Genomic DNA, 12,437 nt, shown 5'->3' on the forward strand with positions numbered 1-12,437 from the left:
TGTCGTCGCCGTACTGCGGTTCGACCAGCGTGGGTCCCGCTCCACATCGACCGACGGGGAACCCGTGACCACCACCCAGAACCGCGTCGCCCCGCAAGCGGTTGCCGACCTGCCCGCCCGGCCGGGCGCCGCGCGCACCGCGCTGACGCTCGGCGCGTTCGTCGCCCTCGGGCCGCTGACCATCGACATGTACCTGCCGGCGCTGCCCAGCATCACCGAGGACCTGCTCACCACCTCGGCGACCGTCCAGCTCACCCTCACCGGCACCCTGATCGGCCTGGCCCTGGGCCAGTTGGTGCTCGGTCCGCTGTCGGACGCGTTCGGGCGCCGGCGGCCGCTGCTGGCCGGCACCGCGCTGCACGTGGTCGCCTCGCTGCTCGTGCTCGTCGCGCCGACCATCGGCGTCCTCGGCGGGCTGCGGGTGCTGCAGGGGCTGGGAGCGGCCTCCGGTGCCGTCATCGCCCTGGCCGTGGTGCGCGACCTCTACGACGGCCGCGCCGCGGCGACGATGCTCTCCCGGCTGTTCCTGGTGCTGGGCGCGGCGCCGGTCCTGGCGCCCACCATCGGCGGGGAGGTCCTGCGGTTCACCACCTGGCGCGGGGTGTTCGCCGTGCTGGCGGCCTACGGCCTGCTGCTGCTCGTCGTCGGGTGGGCGACGCTGCGGGAGACCCTGCCCCCGGAGCGGCGGCGCAGCGTGGGCGTGATCGGCACGCTGCGGGTCTACCGCGGCCTGCTGCGCGACCGCACCTACGTCGGGCTGGTGCTGGTCGCCGGCCTCACCATGGCCGGGCTGTTCAGCTACGTGTCCGGCTCCTCCTTCGTCTACCAGCGCGACTTCGGGCTGGACGAGCAGCAGTTCGGGCTGCTCTTCGGCGCCGGCGCCTTCTGGCTCATCGCGGCCACCCAGCTCAACCCGCTGCTGCTGCGCCGCTGGTCGCCGCAGGCGCTGCTCGTAGCCGGAACCGTGGCCGGCGCCCTCGCCGGTGCCGCGCTGGTCGTGCTCGCCGGCACGGGGACCGGCGGGCTGGTCGGGGTGACCGGTGCGCTGTGGGCGGTGCTGTTCGCCTGCGGGCTGGCCCTGCCCAACGCCCCGGCGCTGGCGCTGTCCCGGCACGGGGAGGCCGCCGGGAGCGCGGCGGCCCTGCTCGGCGCGATCCAGTTCGGCGTCGGCGCGGCGGTCTCGCCGGTCGTCGGTCTCCTCGGCAACGACGCGGTGGCGATCGGCCTCGTCGTCGTCACCGCGCTCATCCTGGCGATCGTCGTCCTGGTCACCGTCGTCCGGCCGTGGCAGCTGCCCGTGGTCGAGGAGGAGCCCGCCCCGGCCCGTTGACCAGGCCCGGGGAGGCGTGATCACTGGTGGAATGCGCGCCGACGGGTCACGATGGCCGTGTCATGAGCCACTCCCCGCGGCGCAGCCGGTGACCACTGCCGTCAACCCCTGGCTGGCGCTGCCGGACGGGGCGCCCACCGCCGCGCGGACCCGGCGGCTGCGCGCCGCGCACGAGCTGCTGGTCAGCGCCAGCGAGCTGCCCGCCGAGGGGGTCGTCCGCTCCGTCGTCCTCGATTCCTGGCGCCGCTCCCTCGGCAGCGGGGTCGACCCGGAGGACGGGTTGCCGCCGGTGGAGCTGCTCGACGCCGAGCTGCTCGCCTACCGCGCCGCCCACCCCCTGGCGCCGGTGCTGCCGGTGATCCGCCGGCTGCTGGTCCAGGACGCCGAGGCCGGGGAGATGATCGTGGCGGTCACCGACGCCGCCGGGCGCATGCTCTGGGTCGAGGGCGACCGGCAGCTGCGGGCCCGGGCGGAGGGCGTGAACTTCGTCGAGGGGGCCCGCTGGTCGGAGGACGTGGCCGGCACCAACGCCCCGGGAACGGCGCTGGCGGTCGACGCCGCCGTGCAGATCTACGGCAGTGAGCACTTCCGGCGTCCGGTGCAGCCCTGGAGCTGCGCCGCCGCGCCGGTGCACGACCCGCTGACCGGGGCGGTGCTGGGTGCCATCGACGTCACCGGCGGCGACGCCGTGGCCGGCCCGCACGTGCTCACCCTCGTCCGCGCGACCGTCGCCGCCGTCGAGTCCGAGCTGCGCTGGCTGCACCGCGAGCGGCCGGCCACCGTCCCGGCCCCGGCCGGCCCGCCGGTCGAGGCACGGTTGGAGGTGCTCGGCCGCGAGCGCGCCGCGCTCACGCTGCCCGGACGGACCCTGGAGCTGTCGGTCCGGCACTCCGAGCTGCTCTTCCTGCTGGCCGAGGCCGCCGCGTCGGGCCAGGGCCGCAACGCCGCCCAGCTCGCCGCCGAGTGCCACGCCGGGGCCGCCGCGACCGTCACCGTCCGGGCCGAGCTCTCCCGGCTGCGCCGGCTGGTGGGCGCGGAGCTGCTCGACTCCCGCCCGTACCGGCTCGTCGGCCGGCTGCGCACCGACGCCGAGCAGGTCCGCCGGCTCCTCGCGCGCGGCGACGTCCCGGCCGCGCTCGAGCGGTACGCGGGCCCGGTGCTGCCCGGCTCGCACGCGCCCGGTGTCCGCCAGGCCCGCGACCGCCTCGCCGTGCTGCTGCGGCGCGCCGTCCTGACCGGCCACCGTCCCGAGCTGCTGCTGCGCTACGCGCAGCTGCCCGAGACTCGCGAGGACGCCGGCGTGTGGCAGGCGCTGCTGGAGGTCCTGCCGCCCGGCACGCCGCGCCGGACCGCGGTGGCCGCCCACCTGCACCGCCTGCGGCTCGCCGGTCGCGCACGCTGACCCGCCGGGGGCGGGAATGCTGAGAGCGGCTCACGACTTCGCAGCTGAGTGATCGCACCGCCCCTCGCCGACCGCCCACCCCTGAGCACCGGCCGGCTCGCCGCCGCCGTGGTGGCGCTGGCCCTCGGCGGTTTCGCCATCGGAACCACCGAGTTCGTCACGATGGGGCTGCTGCCCGACCTGGCCGAGGGCGTCGGCATCGACATCCCCACGGCCGGGCACGTCATCTCCGTCTATGCGCTGGGCGTCGTCGTGGGGGCGCCGGTGATCGCGGCGCTGGCCACCAAGCTCCCCCGCCGGGGTCTCCTGGTCGGCCTGATGGCGGCCTTCGTCGCGGGCAACGTCTTCACCGCGCTGGCTCCGGGCTACGGCTCGCTGCTGGCGGCACGGTTCGTCGCCGGGCTGCCGCACGGGGCCTACTTCGGCGTCGCCTCGCTGGTGGCCGCCTCGCTCGTCGCCCCGCACCTGCGCGGCCGGGCGGTGAGCTCGGTCATGCTCGGGCTGGCGCTGGCCAACGTCGCCGGCGTCCCGTCGGCCACCTGGCTGGGGCAGCAGTACGGCTGGCGGACGGCGTACTGGGCGGTCGCGGGAGTCGCGCTGCTGACGATGGCGGCGGTGACGGCGGTGGTTCCGGCGGCCCCGGGCAACCGCGCAGCGACCGTTCGGTCGGAGCTCGGTGCGCTGCGCCGTCCGCAGGTGCTCCTCACGCTGCTCGTCGGCGTGGTCGGGTTCGGCGGCATGTTCGCCGTCTACAGCTACATCGCGCCGCTGGTCACCGACGTCACCGGCATGTCCCGCGGCGCCATCCCGCTGGTGCTCCTCGCCTTCGGCCTCGGCGGGGTGCTCGGGACGGCGCTCGGCGGACGGCTGGCCGACCGCGCGCTGTTCCGGTCGCTGGTCGGCGCCAACGTGGTCACCGGGGTGCTGCTGGCCCTCGTGCCGGTGGCCGCCCGCACGCCGCTGACCATCGTCGCGGTCATCTTCCTGTTCGCCACCAGCGCCTCGGTCCTCGTCGTCTGCCTGCAGCTGCGGCTGATGGAGGTCGCCGGGGAGGCGCAGATGCTGGGTGCGGCCCTCAACCACTCGGCGCTCAACGCGGCCAACGCCCTGGGCGCCTGGCTGGGCGGGCTGGTCATCGCCGCCGGGCTCGGCTACACCGCGCCCGGGTGGGTCGGCGCGGCGCTCGCGGCCGCCGGGTTGGTGGCGCTGGCCGCCTCGGCGGTGCTGCGCCGCCGGGAGCTGACCGCGGCGGCGGTACCGGCCGTGGCACCGGCGCCGGCGCGAGCGGAGCCCGCCGCCGTCCGCTGACGACCGCGGAAGGCCCGGTGCAACGGGACTGCAACGTCGCCGCACGCTGGTGCGGAGCGCCGATCGCGCTCTCCGCAGCCTTCCCGCGCAGATAAGCGTGGCCTAAATCACTCCTCTCGGGTCAGACTCCGCTGCAGGTCCACGGCCGCCGTGGACGAAGACCCCCTGCTGGGGATCCCTGCAACGAGGCGGAGGACTGATGACCCGGATCAGCGTGCGGGTGGACGGGGCGTCGTACGACGACGACGTCGAGCCCCGGACCCTTCTCGTGCACTACCTGCGCGAGCAGCTCGGCAAGGTCGGCACCGTGGTCGGCTGCGACACCAGCAACTGCGGCGCCTGCACCGTGCACCTCGACGGCGAGGCCGTGAAGAGCTGCACCGTCCTGGCCGTCCAGGCCGACGGTGGCGAGGTGACGACCATCGAGGGCGTCGCCGGCAACGGCCAGCTGCACCCGATGCAGAAGGCGTTCCACGAGATGCACGGGCTCCAGTGCGGCTACTGCACCCCCGGCATGATCATGGCGTCGCTGGACCTGGTGAAGGAGAACCCCGACCCCAGCGAGGACGAGGTGCGCGAGGGCATCGAGGGCAACCTCTGCCGCTGCACCGGCTACCAGAACATCGTCCGGGCAGTGCAGCAGGCAGCCGCCGAGATGCGCGGGGGTGGTGCCGGGAACGGCCACGTCTCACCGGCCGAGGTCGACACCGCCGCCGCGCCGCACGTGGTGGGGCAGGCATGACCGCCGTCGAGGAGCGCACCGGCACCCCGGCGCCCGAGAAGGAGATCGGCAAGGCGCGCCGCCGCAAGGAGGACGCCCGGCTGATCACCGGCCGCACCACGTGGACCGACAACATGGTCCTGCCCGGGATGCTGCACCTCGCGGTCGTCCGCTCACCCGTCGCCCACGCACGGATCACCTCCGTCGACGTCAGCGCCGTGCGGGAGGCCCCCGGCGTGATCGCCGTCTTCACCGGCCGTGACCTCGCCGAGGAGCAGGGCTCGCTGCCCTGCGCCTGGCCGGTGACCCCGGAGATGGTCAACCCCGGGCACCCGTCGATCGCCGTCGACCAGGTCAACCACGTCGGCGAGGCCGTCGCGGTGATCGTCGCCCGCAGCAAGACCGCGGCCCAGGACGCCGTCGAGCTCGCCGACATCGACTACGAGCCGCTCCCGGTGGTGCTGGACATGGAGGAGGCCGTCGAGGACGGCGCGGACCTCGTCCACGACCACCTGGAGTCGAACACCAGCTACCACTTCGTCTTCGACGCCGGCGAGATGGGCACCGGCTCGGACACCGAGCAGGCGTTCGCCGACGCCGACGTCGTGGTCAGCCGGCGGCTGATCCAGCAGCGGCTGATCCCGGCTTTCATGGAGCCGCGGTCGGTCGTCGTCCAGCCGCAGGGCGACAACTACACGATGTGGTCGGCCACCCAGGTCCCGCACATCCTGCGGGTCATGGCGGCGATGGTCACCGGCATCCCCGAGCACAAGCTCCGCGTCGTCGCCCCCGATGTCGGCGGCGGGTTCGGCGGGAAGCTGCAGGTCAACCCGGAAGAGATCCTCTGCCTCCTCATCGCCCGGCGGCTCGGAAAGCCGGTGAAGTGGACCGAGACCCGCAGCGAGTCGCTGATGACCGCCCACCACGGGCGGGACCAGATCCAGTACGTGGACATCGCCGCCGACCGCGAGGGCAACCTCAAAGGGCTGCGCGTCCGGCTGCTGGCCGACATGGGCGCCTACCTGCGGCTGATCACGCCCGGCGTCCCGGCGCTGGGCGCGTTCATGTACCCGGGCATCTACAAGTTCCCGGCCTACCGGTTCGAGTGCGACGGCGTGTTCACCAACAAGGTGCCCACCGACGCCTACCGCGGCGCCGGCCGCCCGGAGGCCACGTTCGCCATCGAGCGGATCATGGACGAGCTCGCCGTCGAGCTGGGCATGGACCCGCTGGAGCTGCGGCGGAAGAACTGGATCCAGGCGTCGGAGTTCCCGTTCACCACCGTGGCCGGGCTCGCTTACGACAGCGGTGACTACGAGACCGCCACCCAGCAGGCGCTGGAGCTGCTCGGCTACGACGAGCTGCGCGCCGAGCAGCAGCGGCGGCGGGAGTCCGGCGACCGGGTCCAGCTGGGCATCGGCATCTCCACCTTCACCGAGATGTGCGGGCTGGCCCCCTCCCGGGTGCTCGGCTCGCTCTCCTTCGGCGCCGGCGGCTGGGAGCATGCGTCCATCCGCATGCTGCCCACCGGCAAGGTCGAGGTGGTCACCGGCTCGACGCCGCACGGCCAGGGGCACGAGACGGCGTGGAGCCAGCTGGTCGCCGACTCCCTCGGGGTGCCGTTCGAGGACGTCGAGGTGCTGCACGGCGACACCGCGATCTCCTCCCGCGGACTGGACACCTACGGCTCGCGCTCCCTGGTGGTCGGCGGTTCCGCCGTGGTCAAGGCGGCGGACAAGGTGATCGCCAAGGCCCGGAAGATCGCCGCGCACCTGCTCGAGGCCAGCGAGGACGACCTCGAGTTCGAGGGCGGGAAGTTCTCCGTGCGGGGGACGCCGGGCACGGGCCTGGGCATCCAGGAGATCGCGCTGGCGGTCTTCGCGGCGCACAACTACCCCGAGGGGATCGAGCCCTCGATCGACGCAGAGGCGACCTTCGACCCGGAGAACTTCTCCTTCCCCCACGGCACGCACCTGTGCGCGATGGAGGTCGACACCGAGACCGGGTTGGTGAAGATCCGCAAGTACGCCTGCGTCGACGACGTCGGCACGATCGTGAACCCGCTGATCGTCGAGGGGCAGGTGCACGGCGGCCTGGCCCAGGGCATCGCGCAGGCGCTGTACGAGGAGGCCGTCTACGACGCCGACGGCAACCTCACCACCGGCACGTTCGTCGACTACCTGGTGCCCTCGGCGGCCGACCTGCCGCACTTCGACACCGGCAACACCGTGCACAGTGCGCCCGGCAACCCGATCGGCGCCAAGGGCGTGGGGGAGGCGGGCTGCATCGCCTCCACGCCGGCGGTGGTGAACGCCGCGCTGGACGCCGTCCGGCACCTGGGGGTCGCCGACATCCGGATGCCGCTGACGCCCGAACGGGTCTGGCGGGCCATCCACCAGGGCGGGGACGGCGGGGACCGCGCCACCGCCGGCTCCAACGCCTACGGCGGGGCGCAGACCGAGACCACCGCCGGGGTGTCGACCGACGCTTCCTCGCTGGGAGGGGACCGATGATTCCTGCACCGTTCGCCTACGCCCGACCGACCACCGTCGACGAAGCCCTGCAGGCCATCGCCGAGGGCGGCGAGGACGTGAAGGTGCTCGCCGGCGGGCAGTCGCTGATCCCGGTGATGCGGCTGCGCCTGGCCGCACCCGAGACCGTCGTCGACCTGGCCCGGGTCGCCGAGCTGCGGGGCGTGCGGGAGGAGGACGACGCGATCGTCGTCGGCGCGATGACGACGCACTCCGACGTCCTCGCCGACCCGCTGATCCGGCGGTACGCGCCGCTGGTCGCCGAGGCGACGGCGACCGTGGCCGACCGGCAGGTGCGCCACCGCGGCACGTTCGGTGGCGCGCTGGTGCACGCCGACCCGGCCGGCGACCTGCCGGCGGTGGCCCTGGCCCTCGACGCCGAGTTCGTCATCGTGGGCCCGGGCGGGCGCCGCACCGTGGGGGCGTCGGAGTTCTTCGTCGACTACCTCACCACCGCGGTGCAGGAGGGCGAGCTGCTCGTCGAGGTGCGGCTGCCCAAGCTCGCCGGCTCGTGGGGCATGCACTACGAGAAGTTCAACCGGGTGGCCCAGGCGTGGTCGATCGTGGCCGTCGCCGCGGCGGTGCGCCGGGAGGACGGCCACATCGCCGAGGCCCGGATCGGACTGACCAACATGGGGCCGACGCCGCTCCGGGCCCGGCAGGTCGAGGAGGCCCTGGCCGGGGCCGAGGCGACGCCCGAGGCGGTCGCGGCGGCAGCCGAGCACGCCGCCGTCGGGACCGACCCGAGCAGCGACCTGAACGCCCAGGCCGACTACCGGCAGCATCTGGCCACGGTCCTGACGCGCCGGGCGGTGAGCACCGCCGCCGGGCTGTAGCTTGAAGGACCCCGTCCTCCCCACCCCTCGCAGGCCCGGGGCGGTGCCCCGGACGGGGCCGCGCCTGGTCCGAACTCGTCCGTCGCGGCGTCCCGTCGCCCGGTCGCTCCCTCCCAGGAGGTCCTGCAGTGCAGCTGGAGAACTCGTTCACCGTCCCGGTGCCCGTCGACGAGGCCTGGCGGGTGCTGCTCGACATCGAGCGCATCGCACCCTGCATGCCGGGCGCCGCGCTGGACTCCGTCGACGGGGACGACTTCACCGGGCGGGTGAAGGTCAAGCTCGGGCCGATCAACCTGACCTACCAGGGCAAGGCGTCCTTCATCGAGAAGGACGAGGCGGCGCACCGCGCGGTCATCGACGCCCGGGGCAAGGACCAGCGCGGCAACGGCACGGCGGCGGCGACGGTGACGGCGAAGCTGCGCGCCGAGGGCACGGTCACCCGGGTCGACGTCCTCACCGACCTCAACATCACCGGCCGGCCGGCCCAGTTCGGCCGCGGGGTGATGACCGACGTCGGCAACAAGCTGCTGGGCCAGTTCGCCGACAAGCTGGCCGCCCAGCTCGGCGAGGGCGACGCACAGGGCGACGCCGAGCGGGCGGGCGCCGCGGAGGCCGAGGGGCCGGCGACGAAGGCCGCGGCGACCGCCGCCGGCGTCGTCGAGGAGGTCGCCGCGTCGGCCGAGCAGGCCGCCGGCGAGGGCACCCCGGTCGAGAAGGCAGCGGCCGCCACGAAGGAGGCCGCGGCGTCGGCCACCGACAAGGTGTCGGCTCCGGCCGACGGTGGGCCCGCGGCGAAGGAGGCCGCCCCGGCGGCGGAGCCGGCGGAGGGCGGGCCCGCGTCCGGCCCCGCCACCGCCCCGCTGGTCGCGGCCGTTCCGGAGAACGGTGCGCCCGCGGCCGCCGATGCCGCACCGGCGGCCGCTGACACCGCACCGGCGGCCGTCGGCACCGCCCCGGCGGCGCGTGACACCGCACCGGGGGCCAAGGCGCCGAGCGGTCCACCCAGCGGTCGCACCGCACCCCCGACGCGGCCTGCCACGGGTGCCCCGCTGCGGAGCGTCCCCGGTACCGGGCCGTCGACCGACCGTGCTGAGCCGGCGCAGACCGAGCCGGAGCCGATCGACCTGCTCGAGGTGGCCGGCGGAGCGGCGCTGTCCCGCTACGCGGCCCCGGCCGCGGGGGTGGCCGCCGTCGTCCTGCTGGTCACCCTGATCGTCCGCCGGCGCCGCCGCTGAGCCATGCCCGGTGCCCGGCAGCCGCCGGATCGGATGAATCGATCCGGCGGAGCCGGCACCAGCGAACGCGTGGTGTGGCCGGGCCTGCGCCCGCCCGGAAAGTGTCGGACCCCCCGCCCAACCTGCGGACATGTCGTCGGGTGGCGGGTTCGCGGTCGGGGTCACCGTGGTGCCCGTCGACCAGGCGCCTTCGCCGTGGGAGCTGGCCGATCCGGAGCCGGCCCGCTGGGACGACCCGCTGGGTGAGCTCCTGCCGTCCCGGCGGACCGCGGCGGAGGCGGCCGCGCTGTTGCAGCAGATCACCGTCGCGGAGAGCCGGCTGGCCGCCCTGAAGGTGGAGCTCGTCATGGACCTGGCCGCGGCCCGCCCGGCCGGGTGACCCCCGGCCGGGCGGAGAGGGCGCGGCCGAGGTCGGGCCGGAGGAGACGAGCGAGTTCCTGCCCGACGAGCTGGCCACGATCCAGAAACTGCAGCCGGGCGGCAGCGGTGACGCTGCTGGACCAGTTGCCCCGGCGGGCTCCGCGCACCGGCGGGCGGCAACCAGGACATCGCGATCACCGACGCCACCGGCGCCCTGCTGGCCCTCACCGGCCGTGCGGAACTCCAGCGGCTGGCCCGCCGCGGCTGCCCCGACCACCTTGACGCACCCTGCAGCTGCCCCCTGCTGGCCCCGCCCGGCCCGGTCGACCGCTACCGCCCCTCCGCCGCCCAGCGGCGCTTCCTCGAGGTCCGCGACCGGACCTGCCGGTACCCGGGCTGCACCGTCCGCGCCGGCTGGGTCGACCTCGACCACGTCGTCGCCCACGCCACCGGCGGCCGGACCAGCTGCGACAACCTGTGCTGCCTGTGCCGCCGCCACCACCGGCTCAAGACCTCCGCGCCCGGCTGGACGTACGCGCTGGGTGACGACGGCGTGCTCACCGTCATCACCCCGACCGGCGTCATCAGGAGCAGCCGACCACCCGGCTGGCGCGTCCTCACCGCACCCGGACCGCCACCCGGACCGGATCCGGCCGTCGACCCACCGCCCTTCTGACCCGCCCGTCAGCCCGCGAGCACCTCGGACAGCCAGGAGGCGGCGGCCGCGCCGACGACGTCGGGGTTCTTCTTCAGCGCGTGGTCACCGGGCACGGCGTACACCGACGCGTGCGCCCGCCCGTCCAGCACCGCCGCCACGTCGGCGGGCGCTCCGAAGGCGTCCCGCTCGCCCTGCACCACCACGACAGGGACGGCGACGCCGATCAGCTCGGCGGCCCGGCTCTTCTCGGGCCGGCCCGGCGGGTGCAGCGGGAAGGCCAGGGCGAGCACGCCGTCGGCACCGACCTGGGCCGCTGTGCGGCAGGCCACCCGCGCCCCGGCGCTGCGACCGCCCACCACCAGCGGCCCGGCGAGGTGGCCGGTGCCGGACAGGTGGGCGAGCACGGCGCGCCAGCCCTCGTCCAGCCGCGCCGGCGCGGGCGCGATGCGCTTCCCGGCCACCCGCCAGGGCTGCTCGACCCGCAGCACCCGCCAGCCCGCCTCGGCGGCGTCCCGGGCCACGGCGAGCAGGTCGGCTGATTCGACGCCTCCGCCGGCGCCGTGCCCCAGCAGCAGCGTCCCGCGGGCGCCGCCGTCGGTGAGGTGCGCGCGGGCCGGGCCGTGCGGTGTGGCGACGTCGAGCGCGGTCACCGAACCGGCAGCGCCAGCAGCGCGTCGACGGCGGCGGCCAGGTCGCCGGCCTCGACGTGCGGCGGCTCGTACACGGCCGGGTAGACGCGCTCACCCCGCGGGAACCATGCCCCGGTCAGCCCGGCGCGCTGCGCGCCGTGGACGTCCCACCCGTGCGCGGCGACCAGCGCGAGCTGCTGCGGCTCGACATGGCAGACCCCGGCCGCCCACAGGTACACCTCGCGCGCCGGCTTCCACACCTGCACCAGCTCGCTGGAGAGCGAGCGCTCCACCAGCGCACGGACCCCGCCGCGCTCGAGAGCGGCCTCGGCCACCCCGGGCGTCCCGTGGCTGAGCGTCACCACGCGGACGCCGGCCGATGCCAGCCGGCGCAGCACGGGCTCCACATCGGGGTGCGGGAACGTCTCGGCGAAGGCGTCCGCGACCTGTGACCGCTGCGCCTCGGACAGGTCGGTCAGCTGGGCGAGAGCGGAGTCGAAGGTCGCCCGGAACGGTGCCCACGAGCCCACGGCGACGCCGGCGAACCCGGTCTGCAGGGTGCGGGCGAACACCGTCGGCAGCAGGGATCCGGGCTGCCCGGCCTCCTCGAGCGCGGCGCGCACGGGAGCCAGGTCCAGCAACGTCTCCATCACGTCGAAGGCGACCACGTCGGGCCGGTTGCGGGTCATCCCGTCATGCTGCCGGGCGGCCGGGATCCCCGCCCCTCCTCCCCGATCCGGGCGCGACGGTCCCCGCCCGCCGGTGCCGGCGGACGTCGCGGTACCGCTTGAGGATCAGGTACCCGACGCCCAGCACGGCGGCGGCGACGATGGCGTAGTCGACGTACTTGAGGTTGTCCTGGATGAAGTTGCCGGCGAGCACTCCGAGGCTGACCAGCACGGTGTTCCAGATAAGGCTGCCCGCGGCCGAGTAGATGATGAACTGCCAGAACGGCATCCGCACGACGCCGGCCGGCACGGAGATGAAGCTGCGCACGATCGGCACCATGCGGCCGAAGAAGACCGCCGCGCGGCCGTGCCGGGCGAACCACTCGAACGTGCGGTCGACGTCCTCCGTCTGCACCAGGGGCAGCCGGTCGAGGAAGAGGTGCGACCGGCGCGGGCCGAGCGCCCGGCCCATGTAGTAGAAGAAGATGGCGCCGAAGATCGAACCGAGCGTGGCGAACAGGACCACGGCGACGGCGTTCATCTCGCCCTGCCGGATCAGCACGCCGGCCAGGCCGAGCACCGCCTCGCTCGGGATCGGCGGGATGACCGTCTCGAGCAGGATGCTCAGCCCCACGCCGACGGGCCCGAGCTGCTGGACCAGGTCGAGCAGGAATCCGGTGATGCCACCCTCGTCGGAGGCTGCGGCGGCGAGGGAGGACATGGCGTCCACCGTATCGGCGCCCCGGCCCGCCGCCGCGC

At 75.0% G+C, this 12,437-nt stretch carries 11 protein-coding genes; 8 read left to right on the forward strand and 3 right to left on the reverse strand.

Going from position 1 to position 12,437, the window contains the following annotated elements:
- Window positions 1-64: 64 nt before the first annotated feature.
- The 8 genes from ACI791_RS14940 (at window position 65) to ACI791_RS14975 (ending at window position 9,742) form a co-directional block, all read left to right on the forward strand.
- Window positions 65-1,330, forward strand: a complete 1,266-nt coding sequence (locus tag ACI791_RS14940; protein ID WP_456586749.1) for a multidrug effflux MFS transporter — start codon at window positions 65-67, stop codon at window positions 1,328-1,330.
- A gap of 88 nt (window positions 1,331-1,418) precedes the next feature.
- A complete protein-coding gene (locus ACI791_RS14945) occupies window positions 1,419-2,732 on the forward strand; it encodes a GAF domain-containing protein (protein ID WP_456586750.1) in 1,314 nt (437 codons plus the stop codon).
- A gap of 48 nt (window positions 2,733-2,780) precedes the next feature.
- Complete coding sequence (locus ACI791_RS14950; RefSeq protein ID WP_456586751.1) at window positions 2,781-4,040, forward strand: MFS transporter; 1,260 nt, start codon at window positions 2,781-2,783, stop codon at window positions 4,038-4,040.
- 199 nt (window positions 4,041-4,239) lie between these two features.
- Window positions 4,240-4,782, forward strand: coding sequence for a (2Fe-2S)-binding protein (locus ACI791_RS14955; RefSeq protein ID WP_456586752.1), 543 nt, complete (start codon window positions 4,240-4,242; stop codon window positions 4,780-4,782).
- Window positions 4,779-7,274, forward strand: coding sequence for a xanthine dehydrogenase family protein molybdopterin-binding subunit (locus tag ACI791_RS14960; protein ID WP_456586753.1), 2,496 nt, complete (start codon window positions 4,779-4,781; stop codon window positions 7,272-7,274). Before ACI791_RS14955 ends, ACI791_RS14960 begins: the two co-directional genes overlap by 4 nt.
- A complete protein-coding gene (locus tag ACI791_RS14965; protein ID WP_456586754.1) occupies window positions 7,271-8,128 on the forward strand; it encodes an FAD binding domain-containing protein in 858 nt (285 codons plus the stop codon). The genes ACI791_RS14960 and ACI791_RS14965 overlap by 4 nt, the downstream gene beginning before the upstream one ends.
- Window positions 8,129-8,256: 128 nt before the next feature.
- Complete coding sequence (locus ACI791_RS14970) at window positions 8,257-9,363, forward strand: SRPBCC family protein (protein WP_456586755.1); 1,107 nt, start codon at window positions 8,257-8,259, stop codon at window positions 9,361-9,363.
- Between the two features lie 130 nt (window positions 9,364-9,493).
- Window positions 9,494-9,742 (forward strand): hypothetical protein, encoded by a 249-nt coding sequence (locus tag ACI791_RS14975; protein ID WP_456586756.1) that lies wholly within the window; start codon window positions 9,494-9,496, stop codon window positions 9,740-9,742.
- A gap of 665 nt (window positions 9,743-10,407) precedes the next feature.
- Here the strand turns inward: ACI791_RS14975 and ACI791_RS14980 are convergent.
- Genes ACI791_RS14980 through ACI791_RS14990 form a run of 3 tightly spaced genes read right to left on the reverse strand, consistent with a single transcriptional unit; the run spans window position 10,408 to window position 12,399 of the window.
- On the reverse strand, window positions 10,408-11,031 hold the full coding sequence (locus ACI791_RS14980) for an alpha/beta hydrolase family protein (RefSeq protein WP_347058465.1): 624 nt from the start codon (window positions 11,029-11,031) through the stop codon (window positions 10,408-10,410).
- On the reverse strand, window positions 11,028-11,699 hold the full coding sequence (locus tag ACI791_RS14985) for an HAD-IA family hydrolase (RefSeq protein ID WP_456586757.1): 672 nt from the start codon (window positions 11,697-11,699) through the stop codon (window positions 11,028-11,030). Before ACI791_RS14985 ends, ACI791_RS14980 begins: the two co-directional genes overlap by 4 nt.
- Before the next feature lie 4 nt (window positions 11,700-11,703).
- Entirely contained in the window at window positions 11,704-12,399 is a 696-nt protein-coding gene (locus tag ACI791_RS14990) for a DedA family protein (protein ID WP_456586758.1), read from the reverse strand.
- Window positions 12,400-12,437 lie beyond the last annotated feature (38 nt).

The organism is Blastococcus sp. SYSU DS0973 (assembly GCF_054051055.1).

Bases quoted from the DNA above. Each gene is read 5' to 3' on its own strand.
- ACI791_RS14955 (WP_456586752.1), top strand. From the start codon at position 4,240: ATGACCCGGATCAGCGTGCGGGTGGACGGGGCGTCGTACGACGACGAC.
- ACI791_RS14960 (WP_456586753.1), top strand. From the start codon at position 4,779: ATGACCGCCGTCGAGGAGCGCACCGGCACCCCGGCGCCCGAGAAGGAG.
- ACI791_RS14965 (WP_456586754.1), top strand. From the start codon at position 7,271: ATGATTCCTGCACCGTTCGCCTACGCCCGACCGACCACCGTCGACGAA.
- ACI791_RS14975 (WP_456586756.1), top strand. From the start codon at position 9,494: ATGTCGTCGGGTGGCGGGTTCGCGGTCGGGGTCACCGTGGTGCCCGTC.
- ACI791_RS14985 (WP_456586757.1), bottom strand. From the start codon at position 11,699: ATGACCCGCAACCGGCCCGACGTGGTCGCCTTCGACGTGATGGAGACG.
- ACI791_RS14990 (WP_456586758.1), bottom strand. From the start codon at position 12,399: ATGTCCTCCCTCGCCGCCGCAGCCTCCGACGAGGGTGGCATCACCGGA.